The 18,417-nt window shown below is 31.9% G+C and carries 19 protein-coding genes; 11 read left to right on the top strand and 8 right to left on the bottom strand.

Features of this window, described 5'->3' with window-relative positions:
• Window positions 1-76: 76 nt before the first annotated feature.
• Together QLS71_RS11480 and QLS71_RS11475 are read left to right on the top strand one after the other, a co-directional pair.
• Window positions 77-841 carry a carboxypeptidase-like regulatory domain-containing protein gene (locus QLS71_RS11480; protein ID WP_308993399.1) on the top strand — a complete coding sequence of 255 codons (765 nt, stop codon included), beginning with the start codon at window positions 77-79 and terminating at the stop codon, window positions 839-841.
• A gap of 163 nt (window positions 842-1,004) precedes the next feature.
• Window positions 1,005-1,763, top strand: a complete 759-nt coding sequence (locus QLS71_RS11475; protein WP_308993398.1) for a hypothetical protein — start codon at window positions 1,005-1,007, stop codon at window positions 1,761-1,763.
• A gap of 28 nt (window positions 1,764-1,791) precedes the next feature.
• Here QLS71_RS11475 and QLS71_RS11470 read toward each other — a convergent pair whose 3' ends face one another.
• Window positions 1,792-2,454, bottom strand: a complete 663-nt coding sequence (locus QLS71_RS11470; RefSeq protein ID WP_308993397.1) for an RNA methyltransferase — start codon at window positions 2,452-2,454, stop codon at window positions 1,792-1,794.
• Between the two features lie 397 nt (window positions 2,455-2,851).
• On the opposite strand from QLS71_RS11470, the gene QLS71_RS11465 reads away from it, so the two are divergent.
• Window positions 2,852-3,532 carry an NAD-dependent deacylase gene (locus tag QLS71_RS11465; protein WP_308993396.1) on the top strand — a complete coding sequence of 227 codons (681 nt, stop codon included), beginning with the start codon at window positions 2,852-2,854 and terminating at the stop codon, window positions 3,530-3,532.
• Between the two features lie 268 nt (window positions 3,533-3,800).
• On the opposite strand, the gene QLS71_RS11460 is transcribed toward QLS71_RS11465, so the two are convergent.
• From QLS71_RS11460 to QLS71_RS11440, 5 genes are all read right to left on the bottom strand, one after another.
• Window positions 3,801-4,871 (bottom strand): DUF3667 domain-containing protein, encoded by a 1,071-nt coding sequence (locus QLS71_RS11460; protein ID WP_308993395.1) that lies wholly within the window; start codon window positions 4,869-4,871, stop codon window positions 3,801-3,803.
• A 71-nt stretch (window positions 4,872-4,942) separates the two neighbouring features.
• A complete protein-coding gene (locus QLS71_RS11455) occupies window positions 4,943-5,551 on the bottom strand; it encodes a YkgJ family cysteine cluster protein (protein WP_308993394.1) in 609 nt (202 codons plus the stop codon).
• Between the two features lie 285 nt (window positions 5,552-5,836).
• Window positions 5,837-6,856 carry an inorganic phosphate transporter gene (locus tag QLS71_RS11450; protein ID WP_308993393.1) on the bottom strand — a complete coding sequence of 340 codons (1,020 nt, stop codon included), beginning with the start codon at window positions 6,854-6,856 and terminating at the stop codon, window positions 5,837-5,839.
• Entirely contained in the window at window positions 6,856-7,599 is a 744-nt protein-coding gene (locus QLS71_RS11445) for a DUF2490 domain-containing protein (RefSeq protein ID WP_308993392.1), read from the bottom strand. The genes QLS71_RS11450 and QLS71_RS11445 overlap by 1 nt, the downstream gene beginning before the upstream one ends.
• Before the next feature lie 94 nt (window positions 7,600-7,693).
• Window positions 7,694-9,331, bottom strand: coding sequence for an ABC-F family ATP-binding cassette domain-containing protein (locus QLS71_RS11440; protein ID WP_308993391.1), 1,638 nt, complete (start codon window positions 9,329-9,331; stop codon window positions 7,694-7,696).
• Window positions 9,332-9,509: 178 nt separating this feature from the next.
• On the opposite strand from QLS71_RS11440, the gene QLS71_RS11435 reads away from it, so the two are divergent.
• The 6 genes from QLS71_RS11435 (at window position 9,510) to QLS71_RS11410 (ending at window position 14,530) form a co-directional block, all read left to right on the top strand.
• Window positions 9,510-9,956: a KTSC domain-containing protein gene (locus QLS71_RS11435; protein WP_308993390.1), complete on the top strand. Its 447-nt coding sequence runs from the start codon at window positions 9,510-9,512 to the stop codon at window positions 9,954-9,956.
• A gap of 56 nt (window positions 9,957-10,012) precedes the next feature.
• A complete protein-coding gene (locus QLS71_RS11430; protein WP_308993389.1) occupies window positions 10,013-10,576 on the top strand; it encodes a hypothetical protein in 564 nt (187 codons plus the stop codon).
• Window positions 10,577-10,883: 307 nt separating this feature from the next.
• Complete coding sequence (egtB, locus tag QLS71_RS11425; RefSeq protein WP_308993388.1) at window positions 10,884-12,029, top strand: ergothioneine biosynthesis protein EgtB; 1,146 nt, start codon at window positions 10,884-10,886, stop codon at window positions 12,027-12,029.
• Window positions 12,030-12,032: 3 nt separating this feature from the next.
• Window positions 12,033-13,043, top strand: a complete 1,011-nt coding sequence (locus tag QLS71_RS11420) for an L-histidine N(alpha)-methyltransferase (RefSeq protein WP_308993387.1) — start codon at window positions 12,033-12,035, stop codon at window positions 13,041-13,043.
• Window positions 13,040-13,729: an aspartate/glutamate racemase family protein gene (locus QLS71_RS11415; protein ID WP_308993386.1), complete on the top strand. Its 690-nt coding sequence runs from the start codon at window positions 13,040-13,042 to the stop codon at window positions 13,727-13,729. Before QLS71_RS11420 ends, QLS71_RS11415 begins: the two co-directional genes overlap by 4 nt.
• Before the next feature lie 90 nt (window positions 13,730-13,819).
• Entirely contained in the window at window positions 13,820-14,530 is a 711-nt protein-coding gene (locus QLS71_RS11410; protein WP_308993385.1) for an NAD(P)H-dependent oxidoreductase, read from the top strand.
• Here QLS71_RS11410 and QLS71_RS11405 read toward each other — a convergent pair whose 3' ends face one another.
• Both QLS71_RS11405 and QLS71_RS11400 read right to left on the bottom strand, forming a co-directional pair.
• Window positions 14,531-15,778, bottom strand: a complete 1,248-nt coding sequence (locus QLS71_RS11405; RefSeq protein WP_308993384.1) for a glycosyltransferase — start codon at window positions 15,776-15,778, stop codon at window positions 14,531-14,533.
• Between the two features lie 72 nt (window positions 15,779-15,850).
• Window positions 15,851-16,324 carry a heme-binding domain-containing protein gene (locus QLS71_RS11400; RefSeq protein ID WP_308993383.1) on the bottom strand — a complete coding sequence of 158 codons (474 nt, stop codon included), beginning with the start codon at window positions 16,322-16,324 and terminating at the stop codon, window positions 15,851-15,853.
• 39 nt (window positions 16,325-16,363) lie between these two features.
• Between QLS71_RS11400 and QLS71_RS11395 the strand changes: the two genes are divergently transcribed.
• Together QLS71_RS11395 and purB are read left to right on the top strand one after the other, a co-directional pair.
• A complete protein-coding gene (locus QLS71_RS11395) occupies window positions 16,364-16,927 on the top strand; it encodes an adenylosuccinate lyase (RefSeq protein WP_308993382.1) in 564 nt (187 codons plus the stop codon).
• A 137-nt stretch (window positions 16,928-17,064) separates the two neighbouring features.
• The gene (purB, locus tag QLS71_RS11390; protein WP_308993381.1) at window positions 17,065-18,408 is read left to right on the top strand and encodes an adenylosuccinate lyase; all 1,344 of its coding nucleotides are present in this window, start codon (window positions 17,065-17,067) and stop codon (window positions 18,406-18,408) included.
• Window positions 18,409-18,417 lie beyond the last annotated feature (9 nt).

Here is an 18,417-nt window from a genome sequence, read left to right as displayed (position 1 = left end):
AATAAAACCTAGAAATTCATTATTAGTGTTTCGTTTAGTACTTTTATAACCACATTTACGTTAACTAATCAATTACATGAAGAATCACCTACTCCTTTTTATATGTTTATTTGTTTCTGCTACGGCAATAACTCAAGAAATAAATAGTGTTATGGGAGTTATTGTAAACTCATCTAATGGAGAACCGCTTGAAAATGTGAATATTGTTAACCTTAATCAGGTAAAGGGAACGTCTACTAATAGCGAGGGTAATTTCCAAATCGTTGCTAAAGTGAACGACACATTGCATTTATCTTATTTAGGCTTTAAATCTATAAAAGTACGTGTTACTAACGACTGGTTAAGATTTGGTAGCTCTAAAATTGAACTTACAGAATTAGCATTAGCACTTGAGACCGTGGTTGTAAACCAATTAAAATTAACTGGGTACTTAGAAGTAGATATCAAACAAGTTCCTATAATTAACAATAATTATCGTTACAGTATTTCAGGTTTATCTAGCGGCTATGAAGCTGGAAAATCATCAACTATTACAAAAATTATTGGGTCTATATTTAATCCGGCCGATTTTCTACATCGTATGTTTGGTAAGAACCCAAATGAAATGCGTAAGCTAAAAAAGATGAAGGAAGATGATGAGATTAGAAACCTTTTAGCTTCTCGTTTTGATAGAGAAATGCTTATGGCCTTACTACAAGTAGATAGGATCGATTTAGATGAAATTGTGAGTCAATGTAATTACACCAAAGGTTTTATACAAACTGCAAACGATCTTCAAATACTAGACGCCATAAGTGAATGCTATGAAGAATACAAGGTTTTAAATAGAAGTCGAAGGTAGAATGAAGAAAATAAATTTAAATAAAAGAGGAAGCAAATGCTTCCTCATTTTGTATCATAAATTATAGTTAACTAGTATGTTAAACTCTCATAAATAACAACTTACAAACTATTTGGTTTATTAAATTTACAAACAACTTGTTATACTAACCATTGTTTGTTCTATGTATAAATTAATAGTTATATCTGTTTTAATACTTATTCCAAATTTTGTCATATCGCAACAAATTATTGGTAAAATTTATGATAATGAATCTTCTGTAAAGGGCGCTAAAATTTTAAATACAAATAAAAACATTTTTACTTACACTAATGAATATGGCGATTTTTCTATTGATGCCTCTATTAATGACACATTAAAATTCACCTCTCTTTTTCACAAAGAAAAGGATGTATTGTTGAATGAAAAATCTTTTGAAAATAAAATCGTTATAGAACTCATAAAAATCGTGAATGACCTCGATGAAGTATTACTTATGGATAAAACTCAAAAAACATTTAGTGCCGAAAGTTATACCGCTGATATAGGGCTTCAAATAAAAAATGACATCAAAAATAATCCACATTTATACAGTCCTCCACCTAGCGGCAATCTTGATTTTATTAAAATAGCATCACTTATTGGTAAACTTTTCAAGAATAACAATAAATCAAAAACAATTTCTATTGTACCAATAACTCACAAAGCCTTAGATTCTTTATTTGCTAAACAGGAATTTTTGAATGACAACCTTCTAAAAAATGATTTAAAAATACCAAAGGCATACATCCCATTGTTTTTTGATTATTGCGAAAACAAAAACATCGATAATAAGCTTCTTTTAAAAGAAAACAACTTTCTTCTTTTAGATAAATTATTTACTTGTAGTGAAGAATTTTTAATTGTTATATCTGAGTTCGAAAAAGAGAAAACAAAACATTAACACACTTTCAAGTAAAAAATTTAAAGGATTAAGAGGACTCTTTTTTGTAGTACCTCTCTACAATTTCATCATAACTTTTAATCGTTTTCTTTATCCAATCTAAACGCTTTTCTAGCAATTCATTCTCCGTTAGTTCCCAATTAATAGATGTTTGCTTTAGTTTAGTGGTAACATGCTGTAAAATAATAGCAGCACTTACTGATATATTTAAACTTTCGGTAAAACCAACCATAGGTATTTTTAAATAGCAATCAGCAGCCTTTAAAACCTCTTCCGATAAACCTTCTGTTTCTCTTCCAAAGAAAAAACAAGATTTTTTGGTTACATCAAAATCGTGCAACTCGCAATCATTTGTATGTGGCGTGGTAGCTACTATTTGATAGCCCTTTTGTTTTAAATCGGCAATACAATCTTTCACCGTTTGAAACCTATTTAAGTCCACCCATTTTTGGGAGCCCATGGCAATTTCTCTATCAATGTGTTTCGAGTTTTGCTCTTCAACTATATTTACTTCTTGTATACCAAACACGTCGCAACTGCGCATTACGGCACTTGTGTTGTGTAACTGATACACATCTTCGGTAGCAACCGTAAAATGCTTGGTACGTTGTGCTAATACTTTAGTAAATTTTCCCTTGCGTGAGTCGGTTAAAAAGGTCTCTAAATGTTCTAAGAGTTTTAGATCTGTCATGTTTCAAAAATAACAAACATTTCGACATTTATAAGGAAGAAAAACCGAAGTAATCTTATAAATTGAAGTATTTGGGCGTTACCACAAGGGTCGGGCTTTTCGCTATATCTTTTTTCGTGCCTCAAAAAGGATGCCGCTACAATCCCTAACGCAAATTAATCGCAGCAACAAGCTAAAATCCATACGTCATTGCGAGGTACGAAGCAATCTCATAAATCGAAACTAAAAATTTAATTCAAATCCAAATAAACAGATTGCTTCGTCGTGCCTCTTCGCAATAACGTGAAATTTGTTATTTTTATTATCATGAACCTTCCATAACGAACCCTCGACACCCTAAGAATCATTATATAGAAGCACCATACGACGAATAAAAAAGCAAATAATTTATAAACACATGAAACACATAGTTGTACTTACAGGCGCAGGCATAAGTGCCGAAAGCGGTATTAAAACCTTTAGAGACGCCGATGGTTTGTGGGAAGGGCATGATGTTATGGAAGTAGCCACTCCCGAAGGTTTTGAGACAAATCCTAAATTGGTATTAGATTTTTACAATCAACGTCGCAAACAATTATTTGAAGTAGAACCAAATTCTGCACATTTTGATTTGGCAGGACTTGAAACACATTTTAAAGTAAGCATTATTACCCAAAATGTAGACGATTTACACGAACGTGCTGGCAGCACCAACGTGATTCATTTACACGGTGAATTGCTAAAATCGAGAAACATTGTGGATGCTTATACTTTTTTTGATTGTAAAACAGATATTAACTTAGGAGACACCTGCCCTAATGGACATCAATTGCGCCCGCATATTGTTTGGTTTGGTGAAGATGTACCCATGATTGAAAACGCTATTGAAATTTGCAAAACTGCCGACACACTTCTTATTATTGGCACTTCTATGCAAGTATATCCTGCTGCTGGTTTGATGCATTACGTCCCAAAAAATACACCTACTTATTTTATAGATCCTAAGCCGGCCATGGAAAGCAAAAACAACATAACAGTTATCGCGAAAAACGCTACTATTGGAATGAAAAAAGTGATGGAATTATTAGTTACACAATAAAATAATCATTCTGTTTTAGTTATTGAGATTAGAGCTGTCAATGTGGTGTTTAACCAATTTAGATTTTTAAAATAAGTGATTGTTTTGGAGTTTATTGAGGAAGGTAGAAATTTCACTGGAGGATTCGTTTAACGCCTTGATATGAAATCGTTTTAATATTTTATATCTAATGTTAATTTTTTTCTATAAGGTCAAGTCTAAAAAACACCACTAAATTTATAAATTATTTAATATGAAGTGTGAACAAAAATGGCAACTAATTCTAAATCTACTCCAAACTCAAATAAGTGAACAAACTAAACAACACTAAAATAACATTAAAAACCAACAGGTTAATTACATACACCGAAGCACTTTTTACAAAAGAAAGGAAAAATTTATCTTTATAGAAAAGTCGATGTGCTGGAAAGAAATAATAAAACATAAATAAAATGCCCAAGGTTTTTAAACCAAAATGAACCCACCCCAAGACTGGAGATGTGTTTAATAATGGTTTTAATTTGTCTATAAAAAATAGTACCAATATCATGATGAGCAAAAATGAAAAATAGTGAAGCGTGAATATAGCATGATCAAAATAATAATACTTTTTCTTATTATTAAAAACCCATAGAATTAAAGCAAATATGGGCATATAAATAAACAATACCTTTGGGAAATTATGACTAAAAGATTCTGAAAATTTAGTAAATATCTCCTTTTCGGTATGCTCCTCTTCTACAGTAAGCCATTTTTTAAGAAAGTAATTTTTGATGGAGTTAAGTTTTATGTTTTTAGCACCACTTTTTTGCAAGGAATCTAGTTCATCAATATCTTTATAACCCAAGTTTATAATACCTTTTGAATTAATTTCATTCGTTTCCTTAAGTAGCTTTTTAATGGAGTCATTACTTTCTTGAGAAATTACTCCCATTTTGGTTAAGCCATCAATACCTCTCGCCTCAATGTGTAATGAATCTATGGAGGGAAAATGGGACTCTTCTGTAGTTTTTTTGTTTAATGCTATTTTAATTTCAGCAGTTTCATTGGGAAACACTGAAATTATAAAAAAGGTAATAAAACTAATAAAAATATAAAGTCGAATGGGATTCAAATAATATAAACGTTTACCAGACATATAGGCTTTAGATAAAGCCGCAGGTTTGAATAACAAATTATAAATGGTTCGCCAAAACGCATTATCATAATGAGTAAAATCTTTAAAAAAATGACCGAATATGTGATGAAAACTTTTACGACTTTCTGTGTTTTCTTGTCCACAATTTGGACAATAGCGTTCCTTAACCGAATAATTACAGTTAAGGCAGGTTTTATCTCGACGTAAAGGTACTTTTCTCATAAATTTAGGTGGTAATCTGTTTTTATTTTCTAATTAAATTCTTAGAAAAAAAACGATCTGATAAAAAATATTTATGAAGCATTTTTATATCCGTTAGGTAATGGTCTATATATATAATAATTTAAGACCTCTTCAATAGCAACTTTTAATGCTTTATTGATTGGTAAAATGGTATTACCAAGATGAAAATCAATCTGATTAAGTTGCATGTAATAATCTGTGAAAATAGGTACATAAAGACCTTGGCTAATGGCTTCTTTAGCTTCTTCATAGTTTTTACTTTGGTTTTCTTTAATAATGCTACAAGTTGCCAACCTAAGTTTTCCATATTTATCTCTACTTGAGGCATAGCCAAAAAGACGACATATAAGACCTCGGTATTGGTAGTTCCCGCAGCGTCCATCAAGACTATTAAGTACTGACAGAGGTTGGTAGATATGACAAACCGTTTTAGTAGTATTCTGTAATTCTATAAGTGTTTTTTCTGCTTCTCCATTTAAAAAAAGATGAAACGCATAGGGTAAAAATTCTAAAGGAGATGCGTCTATATCGGGTTTGGTACAACATTTACCACAACCTGCTATACAATGTAAATTGGTTTCGGTTTGAAATTTAGAAATTTCAATATCAAGACGTTCAAACAGTTGTTCAATCTGCCTTACTTTAGATTCTATAGACATTAATTTTAAGCGAATGTAATCTAAATAAAGGGCAATTAATTTTATTTAAAAGAAATACTTTAATTATATGATTTTTAAATACTTAATTATTTATTTCTACATATGCGTTTTCTGCCATGAAGATGAAAAAATCAGCGGGATAATAAAAAATAGTGAATTGTAAAATTATTTCACTGATTTCGCAGATTTTCACAGAATAAAAACATCTGTTTGTTTTTGATTGACACCATAAAATAAATCTATTATAAGACATACTGACACATTAATATTTAAATTAATTGACTATTATTTAAATAAATTTATCAAAACATAGGTTAATAAATATGAAAACACTGGAGCAATACTCCAAACAATGAAAAAGCGTCTCACTGTTTTATTTTTAAAAGTATTTTTCACACCTTTTTTACTGATGCTTAATGCAATAAAAGCACCTCCGTTTAATTGTACTAACGATGTGGGAATGCCTTTAGTAACCGATGCTATAATAAGTAAACTAGCCACAATTACAGCTATAATGGTACCGTAGAAGGGTGTGACTTCAATAATTTCTTTTCCTGTTTTTTGAGTTACTTTGTGACCTAAAAGTGAACTTCCAATAGCAAAACAAGGCGCTACAATTAAAACCGATAGAATAATTATTGGAACAAAATTTTTAATACTGTCTTGCCCTATTTCGTTTGCAGTTAAAGATGCAATGGGTGCGGCTGCATTTGCTACGTTATTAGCTCCAATTGAAAAAGCGACATATAATGATGATAAAACGAGTAATACTTTCAATCCTTTACTTTGATTAATAGGTGTGTAATCATAGGTATTATGTTTTCTCTTTATAAAAGGAAAAACCCACTTTGCAAGTAATAACATAATAGCAAATGAAATAATGGGAAGGATGATCCAGAATGGAATAATTTCAAAAAATAATTTATGAGTATTTAAACTATCTAAAGCAGTAGCAGCCCCAGCGATTGACAACACCGTAGACTGACTGGTAGATTGCGGTACGCCTATTAAATTAGCAATTAGTAACGACAACCCAACTGATAATAATATAATGGATGTATTAAAAGGTGTAAAAAACGATTGATCTAATAGCCCGTTCCCTAAAGTTAAAGACACTTGTTTTCCGGCTATTAACGCGCCTGCTAAAACCATGACACCAAATAAACCAGGTATTAAACTTTGTTTTATAACATTGGCACCATAAGCTGCTGAAAATGCAGGTGCTGTACCGCTACCACCCATTGTAACTGCCAAAAACATAGCCAAAAGAAATGGGATGGTTAAAACATTAAATAATTCTGACATTATACTTTCGCTTTAAAATTGATATTTTGATGAATTGTGAAACGGACAATATTTCGGTTATAAAAATCGACACCTGATTGTCTTTGTTGAAACCAATTTAAATACCCAAGCTCCACCCCTAAATCTTTTATAGGCATATACTGAATACTGCCGCCATAGCGGTTTTGGTCAAACACATTATAGGTAATCTTATTTCCGATGTTTAAGTGAATTTCATCAAACACTTTTAAAGATACTTTTTTATCAACTTTATATTGAAGTTCTAATCTATAACGCATTCTTACATTTGTAAAATCGAATGCTCCATCAGATTGTTCAAAAAATCTAAATTCAGTCCAAAAACGATGTTCTAAATCTAGTTTTAGCATTAAGGCTTGTCGGTTATAAATTTCTATTTGCGGTCGTAATTCGCCAACATTTTCAGAACTTTTTATATTTGGATTATTGGGAAGTGATTGTTCAGAATAGGTAAACGCAACCCCAGCTTTCCAATCATTACCAAAAGACCTTAATACATGTGTTCTAGCTACTATTTGATGTTGCCGCCAAGGATACCAATAAGTACGTTCTTCAAGTTCTTGTTGAATTTGGTAGGTCTCACTTATCTTCAGTTTAAGATTATAGCGAACCCACAAAAGATGTTGATTTTCAATATTTTTTTGAGTGAATCCTTTTAAAGACACTAAAAAAAGCAAAAGTATTTTAAGACTTATAAACTTATCTTTAAGCATGCCTACATTCATTAATTTTAGGCAAATATAATTTAATTCCTATTAATACTATAGAATTAATAGGAATTAAATTATAAAAACAATTAACATGCTAAAAATAAACTATTTACTTCTTTAAATTAATCTGTTTTAAGTTTTCAATACGGTTTCTAACTAAGAAATCATCAATGGTTTCAAAGTGTTCAATAACCCGTTGGTCTTTAAATTCGAATACTTTTTGAGAAAGACCTTGTAAAAAATCACGGTCGTGTGAAACTAAAATTAAAGTACCATCAAAATTCTTTAAAGCTTCCTTTAGTACATCTTTCGATTTTAAATCTAAATGATTGGTAGGTTCGTCTAGAATCAACAAATTCACTGGCTCTAAAAGTAATTTCACCATAGCCAATCGGGTTTTTTCACCTCCAGAAAGCACACTTACTCTTTTATCGATATCGTCACCCTTAAACATAAAACCACCTAAAATACTTTTTATTTGAGTACGCACATCGCCTTCAGCAACTTCATCAACTGTTTGGAAAATAGTTAAATTCTCATCTAACAACGAAGCTTGATTTTGAGCAAAATACCCAACCTTAACATTATACCCTAAAGCACACGCGCCTTCAAAATCAATTTCACCTAAAATAGATTTAATCATCGTCGATTTTCCTTCACCATTTCTACCTACAAACGATACTTTTTCTCCACGAGAAATAGACATATTTGCATTTTTAAACACCACATGACCATCATAAGATTTAGATAAATCTTTCACCGTTACAGGATAATCGCCCGAACGTGGTGCTGGTGGAAAGCGTAGTTTTAAAGCGGAAGTATCAACCTCATCAATTTCAATAATTTCTAATTTTTCAAGCATACGCTCACGAGAGGTTACTTGATTGGTTTTAGAATAAGTACCTTTAAAACGTTCAATAAACGCCATATTATCAGCAATATATTTTTGTTGCTCTTGGTAAGCTTTCACTTGGTGAGCACGCCTGTCTTCACGCAATTGTAAATAGTGCGAATAGTTGGCTTTATAATCGTAAATACGACCCATGGTTACTTCTATGGTTCGATTTGTAATATTATCAATAAACGCTTTATCGTGAGATATCACCATAACCGCTTTGGCTTTGTTCAATAAAAAATCTTCCAACCAAATGACCGATTCGATATCGATATGGTTGGTAGGCTCATCCAATAAAATTAAGTCGGGTTTTTGTAATAAAATTTTAGCCAACTCAATACGCATTCGGTAACCACCACTAAATTCACTGGTTAATCTGGTAAAATCGTCGCGTTTAAAACCTAAACCAGATAAGGCTTTTTCAACCTCTGCATCATAATTTACATCTTCTAATGCATAATATTTTTCACCCAAATCGGATACCTTTTCAATGATTTTCATATAATCATCCGATTCATAATCCGTTCTAGTTTCCAACTCTTTATTAAGATGCTCCATCTCGTCACGCATTTCAAAAACATGCTTAAAAGCCTTAGAGGCTTCTTCAAAAACCGTACAATCGTCTTCAGTTAATAAATGCTGAGGCAAATAAGCAATTACCGCATCTTTTGGGTAACGCACATGCCCGCGACTGGCTTTTTGTTCGCCAGCAACAATCTTCATCATAGTTGATTTTCCTGCACCATTTTTCCCCATAAGGGCAATTTTATCATTTTCATTTATGGTGAAAGACACATCACTAAATAAGGCAGTTCCGCCAAATTCTACCGCTAAATTATCAACTGAAATCATAGTTATTTTTTTAAAGTGGCAAAGCTATGAAAAGAAGTTAGATTTTAGATATCAGACATGAGATTTTAGGCACCACAAAATAATATTCATTTTAATCTTACTATCTTTTGTATTTTATCTGATACCTAGTATCTTAAAAAAGAGTATCTTCGCGCCTTATTTCAAAAAAAAGCTTATAATGAAACGTATTAACGAATATAAAAAAATGTTTAGTGTTGAAAATGACATGACACTTAAACAATTAAAAACCACTTATAGAAATTTAGTAAAAGAGTGGCATCCTGATAAGTTTCAAGCTGGTGATGAAAAAGCTATTGAAGCTGAATTAATGAGTAGAAAAATTATTGATGGCTACCATTTTTTAGTAAGCATTGCACCAGAAACTAAAGCTGCTAATTTAGATGAGTACAATGAAACTATCAATTATGCTATCATTGATTGGCAACATAAAGGGTTACTTTTAGAAGTTACTTTTTTAGATGGCAATACTTACGAGTTTTTTGGCGTGAATAAAGCTTTATATATTAAACTTTGTCAATCTGATAAGATGACACGTTTTGCAAAACGAAATATTTTCAATTCGTTTACTTATAGAAAAATCAAGAAAAGCGAAGTAGAAGCTTAATTAAAACTTCAACGCAACCTTTTCGCACTTTTCACATCTAGGTAATAAAAACTAACATGAAACAGAAACTGATTCTATTAATTTTTATTACCTTTTTTTTTGCCCTTAATTTAAGTTGCGACACAAACGATTCTTCAAAAACGAAAAGTATTGCGGCCTATAAATCGAGTTTAAGCGCTTGGAATACCTTAAAAGAAACTCATGGAAATTCTTATAAATATACTATAACTTCTGGTTCTGTTTTTGGGTTTGGTAGCAATACCACAATAACAGTTATTAATGGCACTGTTACTTCAAGAATTTATGAAGCCTATTCAATCTATGATGACAATAATAACTATGTTGGATATGAAAATAGAGTGGTTTTTGAATCGTACACTGAAAATATAAAAACTTTAAACAGCCATGATTCGGGAGCAGCAGCGGTTATAATTGATGCGCTTTATGACACCTGTTTGAGCAAGTATTTATCTGTTGATGCAGATTCAAACAGCATTACATTTAATGTTGATGACAATAATCTTATAAAAAACTGTTATCATATCCCAAATGGCTGTCAAGATGATTGTACTTTTGGAATACAAATTTCAAGTTTTGAGTGGTTGACTATCGCAAGCTAGTATTTAATCTGTCATATTCTTTTCTTTTATAAATTTACTTATAAAATTAATATTTACATAGCCTGATATTACATTCTTGCCATCATTCCCTGAAACATTCAAGCTAGTATAAACGAGAAATAATGTTTTCGTATAATTAGCAAATAGTCATTTACACTTCCTGTATCCAATTAAAATATTTAAGTGCTATAATTTTAAACATAGTAATACGGAAATTTAATTGAGTTAAAATTTTATCCAAACTGATTAAAATTGAACCATTAATCATTGGCACATCTGAATAAATCATTGGTATATTTGTTACTATATGACGATTCTTGAGCACTATTTAGATACACGCCACTATACCGAGCAACTCTGTAAACATTTACAGCCAGAAGATTATACCCCTCAATCGGCAGTATTTTCGAGTCCTCCAAAATGGCACATAGCGCATACAACTTGGTTTTTTGAAGAAATGATTTTAAAAGAATTTCTTCCCAACTATAAAGTGTTCGATGATTCTTATGGTTATTTATTCAATAGTTATTACAACAGTTTGGGCGAACGCCTGAAACGTGAAAACAGGGGCTTAATAACCCGCCCCAATCATCAAACTATTTTTGAATACCGAGCCCACGTTGATGCTCATATGTCTGAATTACTTAAACAAGAAACGTCTGAGAATCTATGGAAGCTAACTATTTTAGGAATCAATCATGAACAGCAACATCAAGAATTGATTTTGACTGATTTAAAATATACCTTTTCCCATAATCCTACCTATCCTAAATTTTGGAACAGAAATTTAATTGATAATACCTCTCCGGATGCTGGCTGGCTATCAGTAGAAGAAGGTATTTTTCAAATAGGTTATAAAGGAGATGGTTTTTGTTTTGACAATGAACTGGGAAGGCATCGCGTATTTTTAGAATCCTTTGAAATTTCAAAAAGCCTGGTTACCAATGCCGAATATATTGACTTTATGAATGATGACGGTTATAACAACCCAGACTATTGGCTAGATGAAGGTTGGGATTGGATCCAAAACCAAAAAATTAAAACACCCCTTTATTGGAAACAAAAAGAAAGTTTATGGCATCATTATACGCTTTCAGGTCTTCAACCTGTTGATCCAGACCATTCCATAACCCACATATCTTATTACGAAGCATTTGCATTTGCGCAATGGGCTGGCTGCAGACTTCCCACAGAATTTGAATGGGAAGTTGCCTCTAAACAATTGGTATGGGGAGAGCGTTGGGAATGGACAAATTCAGCTTATTTGCCCTATCCCCAATTTAAAATAGCAGAAGGTGCCATAGGAGAATATAATGGGAAATTTATGAGCAACCAAATGGTATTGCGTGGTGCATCAACCGCTACTTCAAAAAACCACAGCAGAAATACCTATCGCAATTTTTTTCAACCGAATACACGCTGGCAATTTTCTGGCATTCGATTAGCTAAATAACTTATGATAAATAATATTGAAACTTCCGTAAAAAAAACAATAAATAGTGAGTCAAAAACTTTTAACTCACTATTCAAAATGGATGTTCTTAAAGGACTCAGTAGCCATCCAAAATTTTTATCTTCTAAATATTTTTATGATAAAAAAGGAGATGCTTTGTTTGTCAAAATCATGAACATGCCTGAATATTATTTAACCAATTCAGAATATGATATTTTCAAGAATAAAACCGAAGCATTGGTGCATGGATTGGATATCAATAAAAACACTGATTTTGATCTTATTGAATTAGGCGCAGGCGATGGCATGAAAACCAAAGAACTTTTAAAGTATTTAGATCGGGAAAATTATCAGTTTACGTTCATCCCCGTGGATATTTCACAAAATGCTTTAAACAATTTAGAAACATCCTTAAATGAAGAACTACCGCATCTGTCTATAGAAACAAAACAAGGTGATTATTTTCATGTGCTGGAGGATATTAAAACGTTGCCAAAACCAAAAGTCATACTCTTTTTAGGTTCTAATATTGGAAATTTAAACGATGATCAAGCTAGAAAATTCATGCTTAAACTTAGTAACACGTTACATAAAAACGACAAAATTGTATTGGGTATCGACTTGATAAAATCTGAAGACATCGTGCTACCTGCTTATAATGATGAACAAGGCATCACAAAACAATTCAATTTGAATATATTAGCGCGTATGAACAGAGAATTGGACGCTGATTTTGATTTAAACGCCTTTACTCATTCCCCCAAATATAACGAAGAAGAAGGTATTGCCGAAAGTTTTTTAGTAAGCAAAATAGACCAAACTGTTAGAATTAAAGTACTTGATATGACTTTTAATTTTTATAAAAATGAAACTATTCATACCGAAATATCAAGAAAATATAACGACAGCATTTTAGAACATATTTTAGAACACACCGATTTGAATGTAAAAGACAAATTAACAGATTCAAAAAATTACTTTGCAGATTACATCTTAAATAAATCAAACCATTGAACCCTGAAAACCCACAAATTGCCATTTTAGGTCTGGGTAGCAGAAGCACCTTATTTTATATAGAAGAGCTAAACACCAGGTATCAAAAACAATTGGGTAATTACCACACCTTCCCCTGCCTACTTTATAATATTGATTTTAATACCATCAATCCGTTTTTACCTGATAGGTTTGATGTATTAGTTCCACAACTAACCCTGTATTTGAATCACTTATTTACATTTCCTATAAACCACTGCATCATTCCAAACATTACTTTGCATCAAACTTATGACAGCGCTCAATTAAAACATCCTATCCTACATCCTATAAAATTAGTCATTGATTTTATTAAAAATAATGAGATAGAAAATGTGACTATCATTGGATCTAAATATTCCATGGAAGGAAGCTATATTTCTGCACAACTTAAAGAAGAATACATCCAAACCTATATTCCAAAGGCTGAAGATATAGAAGCCTTTGACACTTTAAGACAAAAAATTTATAATCGTACAGAAACATTTCAAGATATTGAAAAATATAAAACCCTTATTAATCACTATTCAAAACAAACACATATATTAATTGCGTGTACCGAACTTTCCATTTTGCACCAAAAAATCCAGTCAAATAATCGTGTTATAGATCTGGCTTTGCTTCAAATAGAAAAAGTTTTAACGCTATCAATTGAAACCGCTAATTAATAGTTTATCAATTCTTCTAGCCCAATTATTTGTTTTAACTTGTAGAGAAACAAGTCATATTTTTCCATGACTGATCTAAATTTCAAAGCGATGCAAAAACCTAATTTCTCCAATTTAAAAGCAATTTACGTAAACTGTACCCTTAAAAAATCTCCAGAAAAAAGTAATACCAAAGGCTTAATGGATGTTTCGACGAACATCATGAAAAAAGAAGGTGTCTCGGTTGACGAAATCCGTTTTGTCGATCATGTTGTCGCTTATGGTGTTTATCCAGACATGACAGAATATGGTGCAAAAACCGACGAATGGCCAACGCTTTTTAAACGTATTTTTGATGCCGATATATTAATTTTAGGCACCCCTATTTGGTTAGGTGAAAAATCATCTGTTGCACAAAAGTTTATCGAACGTATATACGCTATGAGTGGAAAGACAAACAACAAAGGTCAATATTTGTTTTATGATAAAGTGGCTGGCTGTGTTATTACAGGAAATGAAGATGGCATAAAACATTGTGCCATGGGTATGCTATATGCTATGCAACATGTGGGTTATTCTATTCCTCCACAAGCAGATTGTGGTTGGATTGGAGAAGTAGGTCCAGGACCCAGTTATTTAGATGAAGAAAGCGATGCTAAAAACAGTGCCTTCACCAACAGAAACACCACTTTCATGACTTACAATCTTTTACATCTCGCTACTATGATAAAACAATATGGAGGTTATTCAGCGTATGGAAACTCAAGAGAAGCATGGGATAATGGTAAACGTTGGAATTTTGAAAACCCAGAATATAGGTAGTTAAATTTTACCAGCAGAGGTGTTTTTTTCCTCAATCCATTTACTCATAAACTTGGTGCTTTGTAGCGCATGATGTTGAAGCATATGCCCTGTAAAGTTGTTAAGACGTTTGTTGTGAAGTTGTTGAGTTGTTTCAGCAACAATGGAAGCTAATTTTTGTTGAAATTCTACTTTATTGAAACGATTGTTTATTATTTGAAATCCATTTAATTGTTTTTCTTTCCAAAGCTTTCCATCTTGATATAGTCGAACGGCTTTGTTTACAAAATCTTCAGGAGCATCTTCAACAAATCCATTAGCATCCAAATCTCCAAACATACCTTCTGCCCCAACGCTTGTTATAACGCAAGGGGTACCGTTTTGCATGGCATCTACCAACTTCCCTTTTAAACCTGCTCCAAACCGAATGGGTGCTAAACATACTTTGGCTTGCTGCATCACTTCATTTGCATCCTTAGCAAATCCTTTTGTTAAAAAACCTTCTTTTTGGTTATGAAGCTGAGTTATTTTTTGAGAAGCATATGCGCCATAAATGTGTAATTCGGCATTAGTTAATTGCTTCCTTATTAATGGCCAAATGGTTTCTTTTAAATACAACACCGAATTGTAATTGGGTTCATGCAGAAAATTCCCAATAGTTATAAAATGGTTTCTGTCTTCAAATTTTGGAAATTGAGGTATATTTTCTTCTGAAACACCATCCAACATAAATGGTAAATAAATCAATAAATCGTCAGGAACTTTAAAATCATTTTTAAGAATATTCATTTCAGCTTCTGAAATAATCAAACTTAAATCACTTCTATATATACTGGCTATTTCTCTATTTGCCATATCATTGAATAAATATGACGTATCAAAAGGTTTTCCATCTTTAAATGCTTGATGTCTTCCTTTTCGTAAACTATGTAAATCTTCTGTATCTAAAATTCGTAAAGCATCAGGACATTGTTCTGCAACGCGCCATCCAAATTGTTCTTCCATCATAAAACGGTCGAACAATACAATATTTGGATTCAGTTCTTTTACAAAAGCATCAAAGCTGACGTTATTAAGTTCTATCGTAACTTGATGGACTCCTAGCGTTGTTAAATCGAATGCATTATCACTTTTGGCACAAGGACTCGCAAATGTAATTTGATAATTTTGTGATTGAAAAAAATAAATCAATTGCATCATTCTGCTTCCTGCCGCAGAACTTTTGGGTTCTGGCCATACAAAACCAATGACTAATATTTTTTTCTTCATAAAAGTTTGAAACAATAATGTTTAAAAAACAAATTCCAAATACCGCTTAAAATTTTTCTCGGGATTTTAGAGTTACTCTGGTTTAGGCATCAAACTGTAAGTAAAACGCACTTTTTTTGCCCAATCAATGACTGATGCAATTTGTGCATCGGTAAGTTTCGCTTCAGAGTGTGTCCAGGTATACGATTCTAATGGCATTTCTTTATCTTCTACCATTTCAATCAACTCTTCGAATTTATGATCTTTACGTTTTATCGAATTCCCTTCCCAATTTGAAAAATTAAAATGTTTTTTTCCATCCTTAACATGATGATTTAGCCAATAATTCACTGGTGTAATCTTATTATACCAAGGGTATCTAGTTACATCACTATGACAATCGTAACAAGTTTCTTTTAAAATAAGTTTTACATCTTCTGGGGGATTTGTCTCAGCTAAAAAAGCATCAATAGACGCTAAATCACCTTCATTTTTTTCTGGCCCAAAAAATTGCGCAATAACTAGTATAATTAGCAAGAATAAGAAGATCTTTTTTATTATTTTCATGTCGATTTTATTAAGAGTTTAAAAATAGTAAATTAAAATATGAGTTTAGAAGAATTTTATGACGAATTAAATTATGTAGATGCTTCACGGAAAAACCGACTAAAATACGCCCATATGGTTTTAAACGATATAAGTTTATTACCTAAACTAATTGACATTATGTTTAGGGTAGATGATAAAATATCCTGTCGCGCTGCTTGGGTTTTTGAATTTGTATGCGACCATTATATCTATGCTATAGTACCTTATTTGGATGTTTTTTGTAACCAAATTAAAAACGTTTATTTAGATTCTGCAGTGCGTCCCGTAGCGAAGGTTTGCTGTTTTATTGCTCAAGAATATGACTCTAAACACCCCAATACTTTAAAAAAAACATTGAAACCAAAACATAAAGAACAAATTATTGAGGTTTGCTTTGATTGGATGATAAGCGACCAAAAAATTGCAGCTAAGGCGTATGCCATGGACACATTATTTATTTTAGGAAAAAACTATTCATGGGTGCATCCACAATTAACTCAAATTTTAGAACAAGATTTTCAAATGCAAAGTGCTGGTTATAAAGTACGTGCAAAACGCATTCTAAAAAAATTAAATAAGTAGTAATTAACTTATAATATTTATTATCAATATTTTATATAAAATATTTAATTAACGAAACTTCAAAAATCATTAATAGTTAATCGTCATTCAACAATCAAATTCATATCTTTGCAACTTCAAAAAAAACCAAACAATACATGTCATTATCCCCACTAAATGCCATCTCACCAATTGATGGAAGATATAGAAGTAAAGTAAACGAATTAGCCCCTTTTTTCTCAGAAGAAGCTTTAATAAAATACCGTGTTCTTGTAGAGATAGAATATTTTATTGCGTTATGTGAAATTCCCTTACCGCAACTTAAAGACGTGAAGACAAGTGTTTTTGATAATTTAAGAGCTATTTACAAAAACTTTACTAGTGATGATGCACTAGCCATAAAAAAGATTGAAAGTGTTACAAACCACGATGTTAAAGCGGTTGAGTATTTTATAAAAGAAAAATTTGATGTCTTAGGCTTATCGCAGTTTAAAGAGTTTATTCACTTTGGATTAACTTCACAAGACATAAACAATACTGCTATTCCTTTGAGTATTAAGGAAGCTATGAATGATGTATACGTACCGGAATACAGCATTATTTTAAACAAGCTTAAATCATTATCCAAAGATTGGGCTGCTATATCTATGTTAGCAAGAACCCACGGACAGCCAGCATCTCCTACACGACTTGGGAAAGAAATTGAGGTATTTGTGGTTAGATTGCAAGAGCAATTTAATTTACTTAACGACATACCTAGTGCGGCTAAATTTGGTGGTGCTACTGGAAATTTTAACGCACATCATGTTGCCTACCCAAATATTGATTGGAAAGCCTTTGGAAGCAAATTTGTTCAAGAAAAATTAGGATTGCAACATTCGTTTCCAACAACTCAAATAGAGCATTACGACCATATGGCTGCTTTATTTGATAACTTGAAACGTATTAACACCATTATAATTGATTTAAACCGAGATATTTGGACCTACGTGTCAATGGATTATTTCAAGCAAAGAATTAAAGCAGGTGAAGTTGGTAGTAGCGCCATGCCACACAAAGTAAACCCTATTGATTTTGAAAATAGTGAAGGTAATTTAGGTATTGCTAATGCTATTTTTGAATACCTTTCTTCTAAGTTGCCTGTTTCGAGACTACAACGCGATTTAACTGATAGTACTGTTTTAAGAAATGTTGGTGTTCCTTTTGGACATACATTGATTGGTTTTAAATCTACTTTAAAAGGATTGGGTAAATTATTGCTAAATGAATCTAAATTTGCTGAAGATTTAGAAAACAATTGGGCAGTTGTTGCCGAAGCGATTCAAACCATATTACGTAGAGAGGCTTACCCAAACCCTTATGAAGCTTTAAAAGGGTTGACACGCACTAATGAAAAAATAAATAAAGACTCCATTTCCAATTTTATTGATACCTTAGAGGTGTCTAACACAATAAAAGACGAATTAAAACGTATTACACCTAGTAATTATACAGGAATTTAAAATTAAACC

It is taken from the genome of Mariniflexile litorale (assembly GCF_031128465.2).
Taxonomy (GTDB): domain Bacteria; phylum Bacteroidota; class Bacteroidia; order Flavobacteriales; family Flavobacteriaceae; genus Mariniflexile; species Mariniflexile litorale.
Note: the sequence above shows the minus strand (reverse complement) of the source record. Positions and strands in the feature narration are given on the sequence as shown.

What these genes read in the sequence shown, in the direction of transcription:
- QLS71_RS11445 (WP_308993392.1), bottom strand. Translation starts at nt 7,599, where the DNA reads ATGAATGTAGGCATGCTTAAAGATAAGTTTATAAGTCTTAAAATACTT.
- QLS71_RS11440 (WP_308993391.1), bottom strand. Translation starts at nt 9,331, where the DNA reads ATGATTTCAGTTGATAATTTAGCGGTAGAATTTGGCGGAACTGCCTTA.
- QLS71_RS11465 (WP_308993396.1), top strand. Translation starts at nt 2,852, where the DNA reads ATGAAACACATAGTTGTACTTACAGGCGCAGGCATAAGTGCCGAAAGC.
- QLS71_RS11420 (WP_308993387.1), top strand. Translation starts at nt 12,033, where the DNA reads ATGATAAATAATATTGAAACTTCCGTAAAAAAAACAATAAATAGTGAG.
- QLS71_RS11455 (WP_308993394.1), bottom strand. Translation starts at nt 5,551, where the DNA reads ATGTCTATAGAATCTAAAGTAAGGCAGATTGAACAACTGTTTGAACGT.
- QLS71_RS11410 (WP_308993385.1), top strand. Translation starts at nt 13,820, where the DNA reads ATGCAAAAACCTAATTTCTCCAATTTAAAAGCAATTTACGTAAACTGT.
- QLS71_RS11430 (WP_308993389.1), top strand. Translation starts at nt 10,013, where the DNA reads ATGAAACAGAAACTGATTCTATTAATTTTTATTACCTTTTTTTTTGCC.
- QLS71_RS11480 (WP_308993399.1), top strand. Translation starts at nt 77, where the DNA reads ATGAAGAATCACCTACTCCTTTTTATATGTTTATTTGTTTCTGCTACG.
- QLS71_RS11460 (WP_308993395.1), bottom strand. Translation starts at nt 4,871, where the DNA reads ATGAGAAAAGTACCTTTACGTCGAGATAAAACCTGCCTTAACTGTAAT.
- purB (WP_308993381.1), top strand. Translation starts at nt 17,065, where the DNA reads ATGTCATTATCCCCACTAAATGCCATCTCACCAATTGATGGAAGATAT.
- QLS71_RS11395 (WP_308993382.1), top strand. Translation starts at nt 16,364, where the DNA reads ATGAGTTTAGAAGAATTTTATGACGAATTAAATTATGTAGATGCTTCA.
- QLS71_RS11405 (WP_308993384.1), bottom strand. Translation starts at nt 15,778, where the DNA reads ATGAAGAAAAAAATATTAGTCATTGGTTTTGTATGGCCAGAACCCAAA.
- egtB (WP_308993388.1), top strand. Translation starts at nt 10,884, where the DNA reads ATGACGATTCTTGAGCACTATTTAGATACACGCCACTATACCGAGCAA.
- QLS71_RS11475 (WP_308993398.1), top strand. Translation starts at nt 1,005, where the DNA reads ATGTATAAATTAATAGTTATATCTGTTTTAATACTTATTCCAAATTTT.
- QLS71_RS11450 (WP_308993393.1), bottom strand. Translation starts at nt 6,856, where the DNA reads ATGTCAGAATTATTTAATGTTTTAACCATCCCATTTCTTTTGGCTATG.
- QLS71_RS11435 (WP_308993390.1), top strand. Translation starts at nt 9,510, where the DNA reads ATGAAACGTATTAACGAATATAAAAAAATGTTTAGTGTTGAAAATGAC.
- QLS71_RS11470 (WP_308993397.1), bottom strand. Translation starts at nt 2,454, where the DNA reads ATGACAGATCTAAAACTCTTAGAACATTTAGAGACCTTTTTAACCGAC.
- QLS71_RS11400 (WP_308993383.1), bottom strand. Translation starts at nt 16,324, where the DNA reads ATGAAAATAATAAAAAAGATCTTCTTATTCTTGCTAATTATACTAGTT.